This is a genomic window from Alicyclobacillus kakegawensis NBRC 103104 (genome assembly GCF_001552655.1).
GTDB classification, from domain to species: domain Bacteria; phylum Bacillota; class Bacilli; order Alicyclobacillales; family Alicyclobacillaceae; genus Alicyclobacillus_G; species Alicyclobacillus_G kakegawensis.
The window spans coordinates 125,854-146,327 of the sequence record NZ_BCRP01000002.1 but is presented as its reverse complement, the minus strand read 5'-3'; the positions used below and the strand labels follow the sequence as shown (position 1 = coordinate 146,327).

The 20,474-nt window shown below is 65.0% G+C and carries 18 protein-coding genes; 4 read left to right on the top strand and 14 right to left on the bottom strand.

Annotation, left to right across the window (positions count from 1 at the left end; translation table 11 throughout):
• Positions 1-98: 98 nt before the first annotated feature.
• Positions 99-623, top strand: a complete 525-nt coding sequence (locus AK2_RS02190; protein WP_067930901.1) for a hypothetical protein — start codon at positions 99-101, stop codon at positions 621-623.
• Between the two features lie 126 nt (positions 624-749).
• Here the strand turns inward: AK2_RS02190 and AK2_RS02185 are convergent, their stop codons facing one another.
• The 7 genes from AK2_RS02185 to AK2_RS02155 form a co-directional block, all read right to left on the bottom strand.
• Positions 750-2,021, bottom strand: a complete 1,272-nt coding sequence (locus tag AK2_RS02185; RefSeq protein ID WP_067930898.1) for a DUF2705 family protein — start codon at positions 2,019-2,021, stop codon at positions 750-752.
• Positions 2,014-2,970: an ABC transporter ATP-binding protein gene (locus tag AK2_RS02180; protein ID WP_067930896.1), complete on the bottom strand. Its 957-nt coding sequence runs from the start codon at positions 2,968-2,970 to the stop codon at positions 2,014-2,016. The genes AK2_RS02185 and AK2_RS02180 overlap by 8 nt, the downstream gene beginning before the upstream one ends.
• Positions 2,971-3,003: 33 nt before the next feature.
• Positions 3,004-4,014, bottom strand: coding sequence for a hypothetical protein (locus AK2_RS02175; protein ID WP_067930893.1), 1,011 nt, complete (start codon positions 4,012-4,014; stop codon positions 3,004-3,006).
• Complete coding sequence (locus AK2_RS02170) at positions 3,980-4,933, bottom strand: ABC transporter ATP-binding protein (protein WP_067930890.1); 954 nt, start codon at positions 4,931-4,933, stop codon at positions 3,980-3,982. Before AK2_RS02170 ends, AK2_RS02175 begins: the two co-directional genes overlap by 35 nt.
• On the bottom strand, positions 4,930-5,328 hold the full coding sequence (locus tag AK2_RS02165; RefSeq protein ID WP_067930887.1) for a GntR family transcriptional regulator: 399 nt from the start codon (positions 5,326-5,328) through the stop codon (positions 4,930-4,932). The genes AK2_RS02170 and AK2_RS02165 overlap by 4 nt, the downstream gene beginning before the upstream one ends.
• Before the next feature lie 124 nt (positions 5,329-5,452).
• Positions 5,453-5,752 carry a hypothetical protein gene (locus AK2_RS02160; RefSeq protein ID WP_067930884.1) on the bottom strand — a complete coding sequence of 100 codons (300 nt, stop codon included), beginning with the start codon at positions 5,750-5,752 and terminating at the stop codon, positions 5,453-5,455.
• 66 nt (positions 5,753-5,818) lie between these two features.
• The gene (locus AK2_RS02155) at positions 5,819-6,784 is read right to left on the bottom strand and encodes a nucleoside hydrolase (RefSeq protein ID WP_067931176.1); all 966 of its coding nucleotides are present in this window, start codon (positions 6,782-6,784) and stop codon (positions 5,819-5,821) included.
• A 78-nt stretch (positions 6,785-6,862) separates the two neighbouring features.
• Here AK2_RS02155 and AK2_RS02150 point away from each other — a divergent pair, with 78 nt between their 5' ends.
• The 3 genes from AK2_RS02150 to AK2_RS02140 all read left to right on the top strand — a co-directional run bounded on the left by AK2_RS02150 (position 6,863) and on the right by AK2_RS02140 (position 9,403).
• Positions 6,863-7,282 carry a DUF309 domain-containing protein gene (locus AK2_RS02150; protein ID WP_067930880.1) on the top strand — a complete coding sequence of 140 codons (420 nt, stop codon included), beginning with the start codon at positions 6,863-6,865 and terminating at the stop codon, positions 7,280-7,282.
• A 113-nt stretch (positions 7,283-7,395) separates the two neighbouring features.
• Positions 7,396-8,289 (top strand): UTP--glucose-1-phosphate uridylyltransferase GalU, encoded by an 894-nt coding sequence (galU, locus tag AK2_RS02145; RefSeq protein WP_067930877.1) that lies wholly within the window; start codon positions 7,396-7,398, stop codon positions 8,287-8,289.
• A 49-nt stretch (positions 8,290-8,338) separates the two neighbouring features.
• On the top strand, positions 8,339-9,403 hold the full coding sequence (locus AK2_RS02140; RefSeq protein WP_067930875.1) for a mannose-1-phosphate guanylyltransferase: 1,065 nt from the start codon (positions 8,339-8,341) through the stop codon (positions 9,401-9,403).
• Between the two features lie 145 nt (positions 9,404-9,548).
• On the opposite strand, the gene paaD is transcribed toward AK2_RS02140, so the two are convergent.
• Genes paaD through AK2_RS02105 form a run of 7 tightly spaced genes read right to left on the bottom strand, consistent with a single transcriptional unit; the run spans position 9,549 to position 20,370 of the window.
• Positions 9,549-10,064: a 1,2-phenylacetyl-CoA epoxidase subunit PaaD gene (paaD, locus tag AK2_RS02135; RefSeq protein WP_245632727.1), complete on the bottom strand. Its 516-nt coding sequence runs from the start codon at positions 10,062-10,064 to the stop codon at positions 9,549-9,551.
• Positions 10,065-10,110: 46 nt separating this feature from the next.
• Positions 10,111-10,899, bottom strand: a complete 789-nt coding sequence (gene paaC / locus AK2_RS02130) for a 1,2-phenylacetyl-CoA epoxidase subunit PaaC (RefSeq protein WP_245632726.1) — start codon at positions 10,897-10,899, stop codon at positions 10,111-10,113.
• 19 nt (positions 10,900-10,918) lie between these two features.
• Positions 10,919-11,260 carry a phenylacetic acid degradation protein gene (locus AK2_RS02125; RefSeq protein WP_067930872.1) on the bottom strand — a complete coding sequence of 114 codons (342 nt, stop codon included), beginning with the start codon at positions 11,258-11,260 and terminating at the stop codon, positions 10,919-10,921.
• Positions 11,261-11,305: 45 nt separating this feature from the next.
• The gene (gene paaA, locus AK2_RS02120; RefSeq protein WP_067930869.1) at positions 11,306-12,262 is read right to left on the bottom strand and encodes a 1,2-phenylacetyl-CoA epoxidase subunit PaaA; all 957 of its coding nucleotides are present in this window, start codon (positions 12,260-12,262) and stop codon (positions 11,306-11,308) included.
• Positions 12,262-12,843, bottom strand: a complete 582-nt coding sequence (locus tag AK2_RS02115; protein WP_067930866.1) for a TetR/AcrR family transcriptional regulator — start codon at positions 12,841-12,843, stop codon at positions 12,262-12,264. Before AK2_RS02115 ends, paaA begins: the two co-directional genes overlap by 1 nt.
• 41 nt (positions 12,844-12,884) lie before the next feature.
• Positions 12,885-16,814, bottom strand: coding sequence for a helicase-exonuclease AddAB subunit AddA (gene addA, locus AK2_RS02110; protein WP_067930863.1), 3,930 nt, complete (start codon positions 16,812-16,814; stop codon positions 12,885-12,887).
• A complete protein-coding gene (locus AK2_RS02105; protein ID WP_067930860.1) occupies positions 16,798-20,370 on the bottom strand; it encodes a PD-(D/E)XK nuclease family protein in 3,573 nt (1,190 codons plus the stop codon). Before AK2_RS02105 ends, addA begins: the two co-directional genes overlap by 17 nt.
• Between the last annotated feature and the right edge of the window lie 104 nt (positions 20,371-20,474).

Below are 20,474 nucleotides of genomic sequence, written 5' to 3'. Positions count from 1 at the left end.
ACCCACCACTCGCCATCCCCCATGTCTATGGGGCGGCCGTCCTGGCCACACTGGGAACAAACACGGGCTGATGCAGCCTCATCGGAGTGACGAATGGCATGGAAGCACAAATCCCCGACGAATCACGCTCCTCCTCCTTGGCAAGTGAGGTGTGGGCACAAGGCCTCGACCTGGCAATCGATTGGGTGCCGTTTGCGCACATGAAGTCGCGCCTGCGCCGCCTGGCCCGAGAGTGGCAGGACGAGGCTGACACGGCGGCGCAGGACACGCTCGCCCTGGTTCGCTGGGAAGTGTGGGAAGCCGAGTGCGGCTTGGCGCCGCACCCGGAGGTCGCTGTAGCGCGGGTGGACGGACGGACCTGCGGCGTCCTGTCAGGATACAGCCACGGCGGATGGCGCTGCTTCTTCGTCAGCCACCTGGCCGTCGCCACACGCTCCCATCCGCCACTGGCTCCGCGCGTTCGCCAGGCGCTGCTAACGGCCGCCATCGACCGCAGCATCGAGCTGGGTTGGCACGGTTGGGTCGCGTCCGAGCCGGCAAAAGGGGAGGAAGAGCTGTGGCGAGAACTGGGATTCCGCAAATACGACGATTTCACTTACCGGCGCATGGGTTATTTCCATTGAATGTCTAGTACATGAAAGAAAGCGCGCTCAAGAACATGCCGTCTGGCATTCACCGTGGCGGCGGTCAGGGTGTAGGCGGTGAGCCGTCCACCCCGCACCGCCCGACGATCTAACGGCTGCGTGCCGTCACGCGTTTAAAACGTCTTTGCGCACGAAGCACACAAACGCTCCCACCAGCGACAACACCCCCCAGACCGCCAGCGTGCACAATCCGGAACCGAGGGAGACGCTCAACTCCAGGCTCTGCGCTGTCTGTCCGGCCCAGTCGGACGCCAGGTTCATGTGAGTCGGGAACAACAGCGGCACCACGCGCGATCCGTGCAGGAACTGGCTTACGACAAAGCCTATCACCACCGCCCCCAGCGCAGCCGCTGTGCTGGCCATGGCCGATTTGAACAGGGTGCTGCAGAGCAAGGCGATGGTCGCCACGACCATCATGGCGACAACCTCCAGCCCCGCCGAGGCCAACACGTATGCCCACATCGGCAGCACGTGTGCGTGCGCCAAGAGGGGAATGACGACATTCGTGGAACTGCCGTCGTTGGCCATGAAGTGTTGAAACTGGTAGCTCAGGCCGACCACCTGGGGCTGCCACGCACCGTGCGTTCCGTACTGCAGGCAACCTATCAACCAGACCACCGCCAACAGCCCCGCCGTCAACAAGGCGGTGGCCAGGCACGCGACCAGCCACTTGCCCAGCAACACCTTCCAACGCGGGACCGGACGGACCAGCAGGAGTTTGATGGTGCCGCTGGTCGACTCGCCGGAGATGAAATCGGCGGCGAGAATGACGGCCAGCAGCGGCAAGAACACACTGGCTGAAAAATCTGTGAACTCCATCACCATGCTGTAGGGGTCCTGCGACCCGCTCGGCAGCGGTCGCACGCCGTGCGTGAGCCGGTATGAATCACTCAACAGGGAGAGGCGCGTCTGCGCGATGTCGGACTGGTGCTGGGCGGCGGGCAGGCCGCTGGCCGGTGCGGTTTGCGCCTGGGTCCGCGCCAGGCTCTTCTGTTCCTCGCGCACCGATTTGGCCTGCTGCTGGCGCCACTGTGCGTCGCTCTCTGTCTCTTCGGAGATCTGCTGCTGCAACTGGCGAATCGAGTCCTGAACCTCTTGAATCTGCCGGGCCACCACGTCCGAGGTTCCCGACTCTGGGTTGTTTTTCCCAGGGTGTTGCTGCTGGCGCCGCAAATCGGCCAACTGCTGCCTGTTCGCCGCCAGTTGCTGCCGCCAGGCAGCCAACGAATTGTATTTTTGCTGCATTTGATAGCTGTGGTAGGTGCCGTAGGCAAACAGGCCGACCATCGCTACTCCGAGCAGGCTGGCGACCCACAGGCGTCGCCGCCGGACCAACTTCATCCACTCGTTCAGGCACACCCGCATCAGTTCACGCACCCTGCTCGCCCCCTGCGGCCGATCGCCCGTCGGCCAGACTCTCTGCGCCCTGCGCCTCCGTCAGTTCCAAGAATGCCTGCTCCAGCGACTCCCGCTGCGGCTCCACCGCGTACAGGTCCACACCGCCGGCGACCAATGCCCGGACCAAGCGCGGTATGTCGGACTGCTCGGCCTCGACAAGGAGCGCCTGCCCCTCTGTTTTGACGTGGGACCAGCCGGCCGCCGCCAAGACGCCCATCGCTAGTCCCCCATCTCCCACCTGGAGCCGGACCCGGCCGGTCGCCGCCTGAGTCAAGTCGGCCACCGTATGCTCCCCGACCACCCGGCCGCCCTTGAGGATGGCGACGCGGTCGCACATCATTTGGATCTCGCTCAACAGGTGGCTGGAGACGAATACGCTCGTCCCTTGCTCCGCCAGCGCCCGCATCAACTCACGGAACTCGCGCATGCCGGCCGGATCGAGCCCGTTGGTCGGTTCATCCAACACCAGCAGCCGCGGACGCGCTAGCAGCGCCTGCGCCACGCCCAGCCGTTGACGCATGCCCAACGAGTAACGCCTCACTTTTTCGTCCAGGCGGTCCTTCAGCCGCACCATCTCGGCCACTTCGTCGATCCGCTTGGGCATGGCCTCCAACCCTGCCAAGCGGGCGTAGTGGACCAGGTTCTGGCGCCCGGTCAGGTAGCTGTAGACCTCCGGGTTCTCCACTATCGCCCCCAACGCCGACATGGCCTGCCGCCGATCCCGCCACACGTCGTGGCCGAGCACCCGGATCTGGCCGCGGGTTGGCCGGGCGAGCCCGACAATCATGCGGATGGTGGTCGTTTTCCCGGCTCCGTTCGGACCGAGAAACCCATAGACCTCACCTTGATTGACGGTCATGTTCAGGTCTTCAACAATCCAGCGCTTCCCGATTCGTTTCGACACGCCTTCAAGCGTAAGAACGGACAAGCGATTCTTCCTCCTCTGCCACGATGAATGGGATTATCCGCGGCGTCCGCCGGCACCGCGCTGCAGGTTCCGCCGCGCGGCATAGAGGCCCGCCCACAAGAGCGCGACACACACCACAAACACAACGGGAACGAGCCCCCATCGGCCGGTGCGCGCGCTGGTGGCTGTGGCCACCACCAACCCCAGAAGGACGCTCACGACGGGAATCACCAAGCGCCACAGAGCGGGCAATCCCAGCAGGGCGTCAAAGTCCTCGGCGAGCATGCGGGCGAAAGCCCGCTGACCGACGAAATAGCCCAACCAAGCCAGGAACAGGAGCCACGGGACAACCAGCCAAGGGATGGGTACCGCCGCCGACAGCCAGGTCCAGGGGGACAACCGGGCCACCGCGTCGGGCCAAGTGGCATGCGTCATCTCAGGTGGGATGACGAGCGCCACCAATCCCGGCAGCCAGACGGGCATGTCTGCCAACAGGGCAGTGAGCAGAAAGGCCGGGACAGCACCGGCCACGGCGCAGGAGACCATGAAAGCCAAGCCGTAAAAGGCCACCCAGAGCGAAAACTTGTCGCAGGCAAAAGCGGCCATCTGTCCCGCAGAGACCGGGTTGGGAGCCGTAAGATTCAGAATGGCCAACAAGAAGAGCAGCAGCATGAGCGTGCACAAAATCCATCCGCAGCCGACGACAAACTTGACGCGCAGGAGGTCTGCCCGCTTGACCGGCCCCATGAGGACTCCCAACAGGTCGCCTTGCGCCCGCTCCCGCGCCACCTGACGGGTGGCCACCGCCATCATCGCCAGCACGGCGACCGCCCCCGTCGTTCCCTCGCTTGACAGTTGCCCTACGCTGTTGGAAACGTAGGACCAAAGCCCGGCCCAGGCTGCCTGGCGTATGTCCGGCAGCCCGCTGCCCGAGACCAGCTGCATGCCCAAGGCAACCAGGCGCAGCCAGAGTTCGCCTAGGATGAGCACCGTGCCGCCAATCAACCAAGAGCGCTGTTCCTTCCACTCTCTATAGATGAGTGCCTTGGGCAAGTACGAGTCCATCCCGCGCATACCCCTCCCGCTGCATGACCAGTTGAAACAACTCGTCCAAATCGAGACGGACCACTTCCAGCGCCTCCGCCCCCTGCTGGCGCAGGTAATCGGTTACCGGTTCCGCCGGCCCTTCCACCGTGAGCGTACACCAGCGTCCCGACTGCTCCACGTCCCACACACAAGCAGCCAAATCCGGAGGCAGGGATGCCGGCAGCGGGGCGCTCAACACCGCCCGCACCTGGCGAACGCGCTGCCGCAAGTCCTCCAGTCCTCCGGCGTACACGATGCGGCCTTGGAACATGAAGGCGATGTGGTCCACCATGCGCTCGACGTCAACCAGGTTGTGCGTGGCCATGACCAGCGTCGCCCCGTCCGCCGCCTCCTGCGCCAACAGCTGCAGGAACTGACGGTGCAGGACCGGATCAAGCCCGTTGGTCGGTTCGTCCAGGAGGAGAATCGACGGGCGCGCGGACAACGCCACCGCCAGCTTCACCTGCATCCGCATCCCGGGCGACAGCCGAGCAAGTCTCTGATTGGTCGGCAGTTCCAAAGCGTGCGCCAAACGCCGGCACCGCTCTTTGTCCCATCTTTCGTACAATCGGCTGGCGTACGCAAACATCTCGGCGACGGTGAAGCGGGAAAACGCGTTCCCGTCCTCGCCCACGTACACCATCTGCTGACGGATGTCCGCCACATCGCCGATCATGGACTGGCCCGCCACCTTCAAGTGTCCTGCGTCCGGCCGGTACCACCCCATGAACAGCCGCAGCAGCGTGGTCTTGCCGGCGCCGTTGGCACCGACTAAACCAAACACGCTGCCTCGCGGCACCCGCAGGTCCACTCCGCTCACCACAAGGCGCCCGCCCAATCGTTTGCTGACGCCGACAGCTTCAATAGCCGGCGCCGTCAGGGTCTCGGTCCCCTTCACGTCTCCCCCTCCCGCTGCTCGCGCCACTGCGCCAGCACACGCTGGAACAGCCGCAAGAGCTCTGTCTCGTCCATGCCCAGATGATGCGCCTCGACCACCAGCTTGCGCATCGTGTCGACCATGGCCTGCCTGCGCGCCTCGGCGTCCCAGGCTTGACCGGTCTCACAGATAAAGGTGCCTCGTCCGCGCACCACCTCGATGACACGCTGCCGTTCCAACTCCTGGTACGCCTTGGCGATGGTGTTGTGGTTGATGGTCAGCATCCCGGCCAGTTCGCGCACCGACGGCAGCCGGTCTCCCGGCTTCAGCAGCCCCTCTGCCACCCGAGCCTTGACTTGGTCGACAATCTGTTGGTACATCGGCTCAGATGAGCGCGCGTCCACACGCAACCACATGGGAATGAACCCCTATCACAGCAAGGTTGTCGCACTGGATTATCCGTGTGTACCGGTACATGTGGTACACTCGGAGTATACGGGAGGCGCTTCGTTGGCGTCAACCCGTCTCCCGTACATTTCGTTACTTTTGGCAATCGCGAATCGCTTTCGCCAGTGCCGCTCGGAAGGCGGCCAGTTCCTCTCCGGGTTGTTCCAGATCCTTGTGGCGAAACCGGTGCAACCACGGACCGCCGCGAAACGGAGCCACACTGTGGGCCGCGACACGCACTTCATACCAGTCTTCTGCATCCCCTCCGTCCATTGGCGGCAGACGCCGGACCGTGCGCACCAGCACGTTGGCAGTGCGGGCGTCGATGGGCGGTTGCATCAACTCAATGTCGGCCAGGGGAAACAGTGTGTGCAGCCAGGTCCACTCTCCCATGCGCTCACCTCCCCTCGCAGCGCCTGGTCCAATGCTTCGGCCAGTACCTGGGCTGAGCTGGGGCGACTACGCCTGCATGCCCAGACGTTCGCAGAACCTGGCCAAGAAACGTGCCGAGTCCAAGCTGACGCAGACATCGGCGTTCGCCGCGGCGGGCGCGGCGGGACGCCAGTCCACGACCGTCATGCCGGCGGTCAGGCGGCCTTCCGTCTCCACCGCCACGTGCCGACGCTCAGTGCGGCAGAGCGTGGGGTCAGACACCATCGCGACCGCGAGCGGATCGTGCAGGGCGCACCAGGCCTCCTGCGACTGTTGCGCACGCTGGTAGGCGTTCATGTAGAACCCGACCGCCTCGCGCAACAAGGACGCATAGGGTACGGAATCGGTCAAGGTATCCAGGTGGGCCTGGGTCAGGCGCGCCTGCATGGTGACATCCAGCCCGACCATGGTGATGGGAACCCCGGACGCGAATACCATCTGCGCCGCCTCCGGGTCCCCCCAGATGTTCGCCTCCGCCACCGGCGTGACGTTGCCCGGGCAAGCGGCGGCGCCGCCCATCATCACGACGCGCCGGACTAGGCCCGGTAGCTCCGGATCAAAGGCGAACGCCTTGGCCAGATTGGTCATCCGTGCGACAGGCACCAATGTGACCTCTCCAGGGTGACGGCGGACGGCTTCGCGGATGAACGACATCGCATCCATCGCCTCGGCGCTCCGCCCGTGGGCAGGCCGGCGCGCGCCGCCGATGCCGTTGTCGCCGTGTATCCAAGGCACAGGCCCCTCCCACTCGCGCAGCAGCGGGGCGGCCGATCCGCGGTAAACCGGCACCCTGGCACCAGCCAGGTGGAGGACGGCAAGGGTGTTCTCGGTCGCCGTGTCGACATCGACATTGCCGAAACACGTCGTGATGCCCAGCAGTTCTATGTCGGGATCGGCCAGAGCATACAAAATGGCCAGGGCGTCGTCCACTCCCGTATCCACGTCGAGGATGACCTTGTGGAGGATGACCTTGTGTTTGTTTGCACTCGTCATCATACAATCCCTCCGTCCCATGTTATGATGGATCATAGCGAAAACCGCGCGAATCGCCAATCACGGTGAGGAGGCCCCATGGACCCGCGACTGGGCGACTTTGTGTACGATTTCAACGAACGCCGAGATTACTTCGCCTGCCACGAACACCTGGAGTCCCTCTGGTTAGACAGCGGTCGCCCGGAGGTTCTCAAGGGGTTGATTCAAGCGGCTGTCTGCTTGTACCATCTGGAGTCGGGCAACGTGCGCGGGGCCATCCGTATGTGGTCGCGCGCGAGGCCGCGACTGGAAGCGGCGGGGCCGACCGCCTGCGGGTTGGACATCGAGGGACTCGTGCGCGATTTGCGTCGCACTTTCGCCCAAGTGCCGGAAGCTTGGCGTACCCATACCCTGCCCCCGTCACAGGCGCGGACACTCGACCTCCCGCCCGTCCGCCTGCGTATAGTGGACCCCGAACTGGAAACGTGCGTGAATCGACGCAAGCAAGCACGCGAGTGACCCCGCACCCGGGAATGTTATAGTATAATGAACGTTAGTTTGGCAGGATATGAGATCCTGGCCACGCGCTCGTCCCACGCAGTGTCGATTGAGTGTCCAAAGAGGTGACTTCGATGAAGGTCCGCAAGGCCGTCATACCGGCCGCCGGCTTCGGCACAAGGATGCTTCCAGCGACCAAAGCCGTACCGAAAGAAATGCTACCCATTCTCAACAAACCATGCATTCAGTACATCGTTGAGGAGGCGGTGTACGCCGGCATCGAAGAAATTCTCATCATCACCGGTCGGACGAAAAAGGCGATTGAAGACCACTTCGACCGCTCGCCTGAGCTGGAACTGCATCTGGAACAAAGCCGCAAGTCGACCATGCTGACCGAGGTCAAGGCGATATCGGACCTGGTTGACATCCATTACGTCCGCCAGAAGACGCCGCTTGGTCTAGGACACGCCGTCTTGTGCGCGAAATCATTCGTCGGTGACGAACCGTTTGCGGTCCTTCTCGGAGACGACATCATTCAGTCCAGCACCCCGGTCACGGAGCAGTTGATGAGCGTATACGACGACATCCAGACGGCCGTCGTCGGTGTCCAGCCGGTGCCGCAGGACCACGTGTCCAAGTACGGCATCATCGACCCCGGCAAGGGAGGCACGTCGAGCGGTAGCCCTATCCGTATCCACAACGTGATTGAGAAACCGGCGGAAGCCGACGCTCCGTCCAATCTCGCCGTGCTCGGACGGTACATTCTGCCCAGTACCATTTTTGAAGTCTTGGAGCAAACCCCGCTTGGACACGGGGGCGAGCTGCAGTTGACAGACGCGATTCAGCGCCTGGCCCAAGACGGTAAGGTGTACGCGTACAAGTTTGAAGGCGTGCGCCACGATATCGGCAACCTTGAGGGATGGCTGCGCGCGAATATTTCCTTTGCCATGGACAACCCGACTCTCGCCGAGTCGGTGCGCAACCAAATTGCCGAACACGACAGCGGTGCTCGTCGCAGCGCGCTGTGAGCGGCCGTCGCTAAGGCGCTGGCAAAGTTGAAGAGGAGGTCGAAAGCGAATGGAGCGGACCCTGATGGTTTCCAGAGGAACTCGTACGCACGCGCAAGCCGCGGTCATCCTGGCCGGGGGCGCGGGTGAACGCCTGTTTCCTTATTCCAAGGCAGAGCTTCCCAAGCAGTTTCTCCCCTTGGTCAGCAATCGTTCGATGCTGCAGGAGACCTATCAGCGGCTGCGCAAACGATTCCCAGCCGATGACATCTTCATCGTCACCCAAGACGCGTTTGTCGACACCGTATTAGAGCAATTGCCGGCGGTCACGGGCAGCCACATCCTGGTGGAACCGGCGCGGCGCGACACCGCCGGCGCCATCGCCTTGTGCCTGGCCGAACTTGGTCGGGATTACGACGTCATCTTGTTCTCGCCGGCCGACCATCACATCGTCGACAGCCCGGAGTGGGACGACGCGCTGTCCATAGCGCTGCATACAGCGGAGAGCGAACGCCGCATCACCCTGTTTGGCATTGTCCCGAACTATCCAGAAACCGGATACGGGTACATTGAATACGAGCGTGACGACAGCCCTGTCTGCCCCGTCGTGCGGTTCCATGAAAAGCCAGACCGCGAGACCGCCCTGCGCATGGTCCGATCCGGCCGTTATCTGTGGAACTGCGGCATCTTCGCGATTCCCAGCGATACCGGCATTGCCGCCATTCGCCGCCACCTGCCGCAGCACGCGGCCCTGTTCGAACTTGGCGACCGGCAGGCTCGCAGCGAGGCGTTCTTGTCCTTGCCCAAGGTGTCTATCGATTACGGCCTGCTCGAACGCGAACACGCCTCCCTGGCCGTGGTGCCGGCGTTCTTCGCCTGGAACGACCTGGGCTCTTGGACGGCGCTTGAACGCGTGCTCAATCGGGACGAAAACGGCAATTATCTGTTCGGACGCGTCAAATCCCTCAAAGCCAACAACTCCATCGTGTTTGCACCCAAGCACGAGGTGTTCCTGTACGACGTGTCCGACCTGTTGGTGGTCTGTCATGAACAACAGGTATTGGTTACCAACAAGGCTGCCAGCAGCAACATGAAGCAGTGGCTGCCCGAGTTGACCAACGGATCGCCCTCTTGACGGGCCCCTTGTGAGCCCCGTCTCGTTCCACTCTTGTTCGGAGCCATCTCCTTTTACGACTAAAACGCGCCGCACGCACACGCGGCCTGCAAAGCCCGCCTGTACGTGCGGCGCCTCACTTCGTGAGACTGTCACAGCAACCTGCTCACACTGGCTTGATGGCCTCAAACGGTTGCCGGCAGTGTTCACAGTAGTATAGAGAGCGGCAAGCGGTCGGACCAAACAAGTTTTCCAATCGCGTTTCCTCGGACCCGCAGTAAGGGCACGCTGGCTTCGCCAGATGGGCCGAGGCCAGCGCGCACGGCGGCGGAGCGATGCCAAACTCCCGCAATTTCTCACGCCCCTCGGGAGATATGCGCTCCGTTGTCCAGGGGGGCGTGAAGACAAATTCAACGTCCACCGAGTGTATCCCTTCTACCTGGCGCAGGCGCCTTTCCACCTGATGCTGGATGATGGACAGCGCGGGACAGCCGAGGAAGGTAGGCGTCAAACTCACCGTCGCGCGTCCGTCCTCACAGCGCACGCTGTTGACCATCCCCAGGTCGACGATGCTGAGCGCGGGAATCTCCGGGTCCTTGACATCCGACAAAGCCCGCTCCACACGGCCGCGAAGGTCCTGCCCATCCGTCCTGGGGTTGAATTCCGTCTCGGTTCTGTTCACTGCATGTCCCTCCCCCTGCGGTTTGGCGATGGACGGCGCCGGCAGACTACCAAGTGGCCAGCGGGTCGGCGGAATACACCTCCGCCATCTCCGACAACAACCGCTGCAAGGCGGCCCCGTGGACTGTCCGACCATCCTCCGCCGGCCGCACGGCCCGCAGACCGGCGGGCACCGGCAGGCCCCAGTCCTCCAGCTCTGCGGCCACCTGTTCACACCAGGCGGAAGCGATGTCTTCCCAAGAGGCTGTGAGGATGCCGAGCTCCGTCAAGCGGGTGTCTTGCAAGCTTCCGGCGAACAGGCTGCCCACCTCGTCCGCCAGCGCGTACAGCGCCCGTTCCACCCGCTCCCGCGCTTCACCGCCGCGCCCCAGCCGCGCCAACACGGTTTGCATGTGCAAGCGATGGTAGTATTCCTCACGGAGCATCTTCACGGCGCCTTCGGCGAGCGGCCGGTAGCTGCTCTCGACCAGCGCCTGCAGGCGCAGACGGTCGAACGTGTCGTACAGGTAGTGGCGTACAATCGTCTCGGCCCAGTCGCCGTTCTCACGCTCCAGCAGACGAGCGTTGCGACGCTCTGTAGCGGGCCGCGCAAAAGCCAACACATCCGCCTCCTGACCGGTAAGTTCGGCAATCCGGTCAAAGCAGAAGGCCGCATGGCCGACCTCGTCCTGGGCTATCGAACTGAACGCGATGTCCCCTTCGATGTCTGGCGCCAATCCCAGCCACTCGGAGTCGCGGTGGCCTAACGTCAACTCGTCGTCCGCCAGCTCGGTCAAAAACTGCACCACCACTTCCTGATAACCCCGGTGCAGAGCGACCTCAGCCGGCTTGCTCACAACAGGTGGCATCCCCACATCAGTCCCCCAACATGTCTTCCAATTCCAGCGCCCGCTGCTTGAACTGTTTCCACTTGCGCGCGTTGTCTGCCGAATACCCATCGACGCGGCGGTACGAGCGGTCAAACTCCTGAGCGAAGAAATCGTCATCCCCATAATCCGTGGCGTGAATCTGGTCCTTTCTCACAACCCACACGTTTACGGCCCGCTCACGCCGCAGGAGGTTTTCCCTAGCCATCAACAGGGCCACCTCCGGGGATGGCGCCAAGACGCTCCCGACGTGCTGGTGGTGCTGCAAGTGATCGTATTGAACAAACACTTCATACGGATGGTACAGGCCCTCAGCTTCTTGCAAACGCATCCGGTTCACCTCCCGGCTCACTCCCGCGGCCTCATCCAGCCCCTGTCAAACGGCCGCCCTGTGCGGCGAGTCCACCATGGCTTCGCGCACCCACCGTTGCCCTTCATGCGCCTGCCGGCGCAGCGCGATGCGCTCCTGTGACTTCGGACCCGAATTTTCCCTGACCATACGCCCCCAGCGTTCCCAGTCCGGTTGCGTATAGGACCAGGTCTGAGTGGCCTCGTCGTAGTGCAGATTCTTGTCGGGCAGGGTCAAGCCCAACGAATGCACGCGGGGCACATAGCGCGACAGGAACTTCTGACGCAGCTGCTCGTTGGTTTTCTCACGAATCCGGTACTTCATCATCAGCTCGGCCGAACGCGAGATGGTCGGCGGCCCGAAAAAGAAGTACAGCGACTCCCACCAACGATTGACCGCGTCCTGGAGCATTTGCCGCTGCTCCTTCGTACCCTCGGCCAGCGCCAGGATGATGGATTCGCCGTGCTGCATGTGGAAGCTTTCCTCAGCGCAGATGCGCTTGAGCACCCGTCCATACGGCGCGTAGGAAGTGTCGAGCAGGGCGGTCTGGGCGATGATGGCGGCCCCGTCCACCAGCCAGCCGATCACGCCGGCATCCGCCCAGGTCGGGGATTCCATATGGAACACGTTGTGAAACTTGGTGCGCCCATGGAAGATATCGGTTATCAGTGACTCGCGCGTCACCCCGAGCGGCGCCCCCAGCTCCTCGGCCACCCGCAGCAACAGCTGGCCGTGGCCCACCTCATCTTGCACCTTCGACATCAACCCCAGTTTGCGGCGCAGGGTCGGCGCCTTGGGCACCCACTCTTTTTCGGGATATGCCCCCATGATCTCGCTGACGCCGTGCATCTGGATGAACTTCAGCAAGATCCGCCGATACTCGTCCGGCATCCAGTCGGTGGCCTCAATCTTTTCGCCGCGTTCGATGCGGGCCATGAATTCTTCGAGTTTCGCTTCGTCTTCCGGCTTGACCGCCTCGGTCATCAGCCTTCCCTCCTCGACAATCCGTTCAGGATGACGTCGGCCAACGCTTCAGACACCTGGTCTGGGTTGAGATCTCCGTCCGGGTGGTACCACTGGTATAACCAGTTCGCCACCGACAGCGTGACGATACGCGAAAAACGCGCCAGTTCCGGGGCGAAGTCGCCTCTCGCCACACCCTCCTGGATGATCTGGTCCCACAGGCGCTCGTAAGCATCCCGCTTGGCCTGAATCACCGACCGCCGCTCGTCGCCGAGCGCCCGCCATTCGTGGCAGAAGACCGCGCCCGCCGGCAAATTGTCGCTGACCACCGCCACGTGCGCGGCCAAAGCGGACCGGAATTTCTCCTCGGGCGCGGCTTGGCTCTCTACTATCGGCGTCAACCGCTCCAGGAACGCATCGGCCACCGCGTCCGTGATCTCGAACAACAAATCCTCTTTCGTCCGGATGTGCGCGTACAGGCTGCCCGACAGCAGGCCGCTCTCATCCGCGATATCCCGGATGGTCGTGCCGTGATACCCTTTGGTGCTGAACAGCACACTCGCCGCCTCGAGAATCTGTTGACGGCGGCCTCGTCCCGCCATCGGACCACCTCTCGTTCTAACAAACAAGCGCTTGTTCAGTGTCATTCTATACGGACATCAGCAGACTTGTCAAACGCGGACCAGGCGCTGCCGGCTTCCCCTGCCTGTGCTTTGAACACGGCCGACAAATCCACGTCCGCCATCGGCACGTCGGCCCGCGCGCGGACAAAGTACAGCCAAGCGCTGACCGGTCGTCCGCCCGCCGCGCTCTGCACCACCCGCAGATAGGCAGCCACCTGGGCCGAGTACTCAGCCGCCTGCCGCTCCACTTCCTGCCGATTCACCCTGTCCGTCTTGTAGTCGACCAGAACCAAGCCGTCCGAATCCTCAAACATCAGGTCGATGACCCCTTGGACGACGACAAACGGGGCCTGTCCTGGCGTTCCCCAAATCGGCGCATCGGCCAGTTCGAGACGGGCGAAGAAAGGTTGCTCCCGCCACAGGCGCAACGCCCGCCGGGCGCGCTGCCCCAGTTCGGACTGCAGGAAGGCCACAATGTCCTCCACCGACACGGCAGCCCGCTCTCTTTCGGTGATGCGCCCGCTGGCCCACAGCTCGTCCACCGCGGCGGCCACCGCGTCGCGGGTGGCTGGGATGCGCAGGTCCAGGTGCTGCATCACCGCGTGGTAGGCACTCCCGCTGGCCCGTCCCGAGGCCGGCGCCCCGGTGAAGCGCGGGGTCTCGAGCAGGCTTTCCGCCGCGCTCTGCGACAACCCGTGCGCCTTCCCGCGGCCACGGGTCTGCGCCACCCACAGACGGCGCAGGTCGGTCGCGGAAACCTTCCCGGGTACTTCCGTGAACGCCTGCCCGGCGTTCACCCCCGCGAGCGCCGCCGCCACCTCCGCTTGCGCCGAAGGTTCCGTCGGGGCGCATATCCAGTCGGAGAACGCGGCGAAGTCCGGCCAGGGCAGCGCTGTCTCTCCAGCCTGCCAGGCGTCCGCCGACACGCGCTCCAATCCGTTTGGCGCCGCGTTCCACAGCCGCACCTGAAAACGCGCCGGGTGGTCATAGACACCCGCCAGCGGCCGCAGGTCCCACTCGTCGGCCTCGGCTGTCAATCGCCGCAGCGCCGCCCCGTCGCGATGGCGGAGAAGCGCCGGCAACAGCCAGTCGAGGTACCCCGCCGCCCGCAGCAGCCAATAGCCCGGCAGCGCCCGCCCGGACGGAGGCACTCCTTGCCGCGCCCACTGGACGCGGCGCGGCAGGTCGGTAGCTGAGGCCACCAGGATCAACCGTTCGCGCGCCCGCGTCAGCGCGACATACAGCACCCGCGCCTCCTCGGCCAGAAACTCGCGCCGGTTGACCTCCGCCAGCGCCACGGAAGCCATGGTCAACCAGCGCCGGCGTCCACCGGCGTCGACAAACTGCGGTCCCAATCCTAAATCCGGGTGCAGCGGATAGGATTTCTCCTGCGGGTCTTGATAAAACAGCTTGCCCAGGTCGGCCACAAACACCACCGGAAACTCGAGCCCCTTGCTCTGGTGGATGGTCATCACCCGCACCACGTCTTCTCCCGCCGCGATGGCCTGGGCTCCACCGGCATCCAGTTGGTGTCTTTGCAGATCGCCGAGCCGGCGCACGAATCCGAACAGGCCATCGCTCGACGTGTGGTCAAAGGCGCGCGCCTGGTCCAACAGCTGCTCCACGTTCGCCCTGCGCGTCTCCCCGCCCGGCATGGCCAACAAAAACGGCATCAGTCGGGTATCAGCCAGGATTCTCCGCAGCACCGCTTCCGCTGAATCCTGGCGTGCCAACTGGCGCCAGGACTGAAACACGCTCCAGAAAGCGTTCAGGCGCGCCGCCAGATCGGGGGCCAGCGGGCGGGTGGTCTGCCCTTCGCCAGGACGCCGCGCGCTGGCCACCGCCTCGCGCAGCGCTTCGTAGTAATTGCCCCGCGCGAATAGACGGATCTGCGCCAAGTCGCGGTCCGAAAAACCGCCGAGCGGTGAACGCAGCAGCGCCGCCAGCGCCACCTCACGGCGCGGATTGTCGACCGCCAACAGGGCGCTGGTCAACCAGCGCACCTCCAAGGCCCCGTAAAACCCGGTGGACGTCGCCCCATGGGCCGGAATCCCGTGGCGAGCCAACACGTCGAGGAGAACGTTGGTGCGGCCGCGGGCGGATCGGAGCAAAATCACAATGTCCCGGTACCGGAGCGGACGGTACTGACGGGCGGACGCATCCCAGACAGCGCGGCGGGCATGCCCGTCCACCAGCCCCATCAACTCCAGAATGCGGCGGGCTATCACGGCGCCTTCGCGCTCCAGTGCGGTCAAATCCTCAGGCGAGGGCGCGTCCGCCTCGGGCCCGTCCGCAGCCGCGTCTTGCGCCGCGTCACGCCCGGTTTCCGCCTCTTCCTCCGATTCGTCCTGACGCGAGCGGTCGGCATCCGCGCGCTCAATCAGGTGCACCTCTATCGGACCGGCCAGGTCGGGCTGTCCGTGCGGCGGAGGGTACTCGGCACCGGCTTTCATCCAAGTGTCTTCGCTGTAATCAATGCCGCCCAAATCGGGGACGAACAGCTGCATGAACAGGTAGTTGACCGCGTCGACCACCTCGCCGCGGCTGCGGTAGTTAGCGGTCAATTCCACGACCTCGCCCGGCTCGCTGCGCCCCATGGTGCGGTAGCGGTGCAGGAACAGCCGCGGCTCGGCCATGCGAAACCGGTAGATGCTCTGCTTGACGTCTCCGACCGCAAACAGGTTGCCCTCCGGGCGGCTGACGGCGGCCAACAGGGCATCCTGGATGGGGCTGGTGTCCTGATACTCGTCGACGAACACCTCCACAAACCGCCGCCGCAGCCGATCCCGCTCCCCACTCTCCGGATCGCTTAACACCCGCAGCGCCAGGTGCTCCAAATCATTGAAATCCAGCGCCTGTCGGCGCCGCTTGGCTTCGTCGCAGCGCACCTGCAGGTCCTTGACAAACTGCATCAGTTGCTCCACGCTGGGCGCCAGGTCCACGATGTCCTGGCGCAGCGCCGCCTCGCCGCGGCCCGCGATGGCTATCACCTTCAAGAGCGACTTTTTAGCCCTGTCGCGCAGCCGCCGCACCTCCTCCTTGAGGGGATGGTCCTTGCCGCGCACAGTCGCCGCCAACAGACCGGAGAGCGCGGCGGCATGCGGCACAGACGCGTCCAGCCCTTGCTCGGCCAGGGCCTGGCGCCATTGATTCAATGCATCCCGCACCGCCGCCAGGTTGTCCGCGTAACGCGCCAGCTCTTCGGCCTGCGCCGCCAGGGCGAGTGCGTGCGCGCAAAGGCTCGCGGCATACGCCAACTCGCCGTCCATCCACTGGAGAAACACCGGCGTCCAGGGCAACTGCGAGAACGATTGCTCGCGGGCCTGTGCGTACATGCGGCTCACGCCATCCAGCCACCCGGTCGGATCCGGTTGGCTGCGCGCAAACTCGTCCAGACGAAACACAAGCTCCATCAGGCGCAGCGGATCGGCCGCCCGAAAGCGGACCAGCATTTCGGCGAAGCGGCCTTGCTCGTCGCCCTGCAGACGCTGCTCCAACAGCTGTTCAAACTGCTCCCGGCGCAAAATTGCCGCCTCGTCCTCGTCCAGCATACGAAACGACGGCTCCATGCCCAGCGTGAGAAAGTTGCGCCGGACAACCTCCATGCAAAAGCTGTGCAATGTGGAGACTTGCGCCTGGTCGAGCAGCAGCAGTTGCCGGGACAAGCGCCGAACCGCCGCCGCCTCCCGGCCCCTTCGCGCTTCCTCCAACAGCTGCTCTAGCCGCGTCGCAATCCGATTGCGCATTTCGGCCGCCGCCGCCTCGGTGAAGGTGACGATTAACAGCCGGTCGATATCAACCGGGTTTTCCCCCGCCACCCGGCGCACCACGCGCTCGACCAACACCGATGTCTTCCCGGATCCGGCCCCCGCCGAGACCAACAGGTTATGACCGCGCCCCTCTATCGCCCGCAGCTGCGGGCCTGACCAGCGTTCATCGCAAAGCTCCATCGCTTGCTTCCCCTTCCCAATCCGCGTATGCCGACCACTCCCGCAGCCGCTCGCGGGCAAACGGCTCCAGCCGGCGCAAGGGCCGCGCGTCCCAGCGCACATCCAGGTGGCACAGCGCCTGATACGGACAGTGCTGACAGGCGTTCTTGCGGCCCGTGTCGTAGGGGGCGACGGCAATCTCGCCGGCCGCGATGCGTTCCCCCAACTCCGCCGCGTGGCCCACCGCCCGGCCAATCAGCGCCCGCCACTCGTCGTCGGCCAGCACCGGCGCGCTCTTGCGCCAGCTTCCGTCCTTGGTGTAAACGACCGGGAACAGTTCGGTGCCCCCCTTGCGCAGGCGCTCGTCCATCGCCTGCACCAGGTCGTCTTGGGCGAGCAGCCAGCCGCGGCTGCGCATGTCTCGATAAGCCCGTTCAGTCGCCTCGGTTTCCGACACCGGCACCGTGTCCGCAGGCAGCGTGCGCCGAATCGGGAAGTAGAGCATACCAGCCGCCGCCAACGGCTGGCCAAACAGTTCCTGGCTGTGCCGGGCCACCACCGCTGTGTAGATGGGCAACTGGAGGCGCAATCCGTGCGCGACCTCCGTCAGGTCCAAGGTGTGCACGCTGGACTTGTAATCCACCACCCGAAACCCTTGCGCCTGCCCGTCGCTGACCACGTCCACACGGTCGATCCGGCCGCGCAGCCGCACCTGGGCTCCGCTTTGGCTGCTCACCTCAAACAACGGCAAGACGTCATCCTCGTGATCCCCGAAGGACAGTTCCATGAACGCCGGTTGGAAGCGGCCGTGGCGCATGTGCCGCGTCAACACGACGGCGGCGTCCTCAATGACAGCCAACGCCTCCGCCGCCTGCTGGCGCTTGATGGCCTTGCGCCGCCACGGCTGGGCCTGGGCGCGCCCAAGCACTTCGGCGAACGTCTCGCGCGCTGCCGCCCGCGCCGCTTCATCGGTCATCCGCCGCCAGGCCGCGGTGTCCCCCTGCAGCCTCTGCACCAACGCATACAGGGCGTCATGGATGAGGGAACCGCGCAGCGCCGGGGTTGGGTCCTGAAGCTCCTGCTCGCGCAGGCGCAGCCCGTATTCGGCAAAGTGCCGGTAAGGGCAGGCGGCGAACGTCTCCAACTGGTAGACGTTGACGGTCAGCGGCTGCCCGTACAGTTCCCGCGTCAGGTCCGGGGGCAAGGGGGCGGCACTGGCCCGTTGCGTCAGGCCGCCGAACACCTTGGCCACGTCCTCAGCCCAGCGCGGCCGCTCCAGGTGCCAGCGCAGCACGGCGCGATCGACCGCGTCCGCTGCGCCCCGGCGCAGCCGGCTGATGGTGTCCGCCAGGGCGCCGGTCGGCGTCGACGGAACTGGGCGGAGGGTATCATCCGCGCTCCGGCCGGGCACTCCTGGCGGATGGGCCGGCGCGGCGTTCCCGTCTGCGCGCTCCACCCGCACGCGCACACTCCCTTCCTGAAACAGAGACAGCAACCGCTCGAGCAGGCGGGCGGGCCGCAACTCCCGACCGTCGGCGTCGCTCTGCGGATAGCTAAGGTAGAGACGCTCAGAGGCGCGGGTTAAGGCAAAGTACGCCGCGGTGCGCGCCTCTGCCCGCCGGTCTGCCAGCGTCCCGCCCAGGCGTCGACCAAACCATTGTTGAAACTGCTCCCGCTCCTCCTGGCGCAGCAGTCCCGTCTCGTGCACGCGCAGCGGCAGCGCCCCGTCGTGCGCGCCCGCGACAAACACCACCTTGCGCTCCCACCCCGCAGCGCGGGCGTGATCGCTGATGAACACGCGGTTGAGCCCGGCGGGAATGGCGGCCAGTGTCTCCCCCTCCAGCGAGGCGTGGATGAGGCGACACAGGAAACTGCGCGGCAGCATCCGCCCCGGCAACGTGGTAGCGAAATCGTCGAGCAGGCCGAGAACCTTTTGCCAGGCCTGCTCATGCACGCCGGCCGCCACCGGGTTTTCCTCTGCCACCCGGCCGGCTACGACCCACCTGGCCATCTGGGCGCGGGCGTGAACCTGCTCCAGCAACTCCCAGAGTTGGCGCGCCACCGTGTCCGGGCTCACACGGGGCGACGCCAGGACCGTCAGGAACGGCAACAAGAAGCCGGCGATGCGACGCCGCAGCTCGTCCGCGCGGGCGTCCTCGGCGGCCAACGATTCCCGCGCGCGGAAGCCGGCTTCCGACTGTTGGGAAAAACGCCACGCCTCCGCCTGCGCCCACACCTTGACGCCTTCTATCTCGTGCCGCACCAGGTACACTTCCAGCCAGTCCGCCTCCGCCATCGACAAAGGGCAGAAGGAGGTGCGCAGCAAACGCTGCATCGACTCCAGGGAGCAGGACTCCTCGACGGCCGCCAGGACAGCCTGGATGAAGCGGGGCAAGGGATGGCTGGCCAAAGGCGGGTAGACGTCGCTGTCACAGGGAATCTGGTGTTCGGCGAAGCGCTCCTCCAGCAGGGTCGCGTACTCGTCCAGGCGGGGCGCAATCACCGCGATATCGCCGTATTGATACCCCTCCTGATGCACCAGGCGCGCTATCTCGGCGGCGATTCCGTCGGCCTCCACGCGCCGGCTCTGCGCGGCCGCGACTTCAATGCTGGTGGCCGCCAGCTTGGTCTCCGGGTGGTCATCCGCCAGCGCGTAGCGCTCCACCAGCGCCAGGTCCGGTCGATGCTGGTAGCGGCGGTTGGGGACCGGCATGTGACGGATGCGAAACGGCAGCCTCAACTCCCGCACCCGTTCCGACAGCTCCCGCAAAACCCTCTCGGCGGACGGACAGATGGCCCGCTGCGAAGCCTCCCTGTCCAACGGCAGCGTGAGCACGGCCCGCGCCGAACGCTCTGCCAGCGCCAGGACAAATTCCCGCTCCGCCGGCGTCAAATCGGTAAACCCGTCGACGAAGACTTCCGCGCCCGCAAGGTGCGTCCACCGCGGCAACGCCGCGGCCGCCCGCAGCAACAGTTCATCGTCGTCCGCCAATCCCCGAGCATCCAGCTCCTGACGGTAGCGCACGTACAGGAGGCAAAGGTCGCGCAGCTTGCCGAACAGCGAGCGGCTGGCGGCCAGCTCGTCCGCCGGCAGTCGCGACGCCGGATGTGCCGAGCCCTCCAGGACGCCGGCACGGCTGGCCGCGGCCTCCAGATGGGCGGCAATTTCCGCCGGTGAGGCGAGGTGTTCGGTCAATTCCCGGAACGTGTCAAGAATCGCGTCCAGAAACGGCACCGACGGCTCCACCCGGTGCAGGACCTGCAGCTCCTGCACCGACTGTTGATACACAGCGGCCAACAACAGCCGCTTGCCCGTGCGGTTGATGGGCACCATTTCCGGATTGACGTCCGCGAGCAGCCGCTTGGCCAGGCGCCGCAGGCTCAATACTTCGGCCCGCAGCGACGCCGGCACGGCGCCGAGCAAGGCGCGCTCGGCGGCGTAGGAGCCGGCTTCCGGTACCAGCCAAAACAGGCGTGGCCCCAGAGGGTCCTGCTCAATCCTGTTCCGGATGGCGTCCGCCACGCGCCGACTCTTGCCGCTGCCAGCCGGTCCCGCCCAGATCTCCAAACTCGCCATTCGCCCAGCTCCTTTCCATGGCACACACCGCGTCCTTTGGTGCGACCGTGTGCCGGCCTGTCCACAAACGGCGCACCCAAACTCTCCGCACCCGCCGCTCGGCC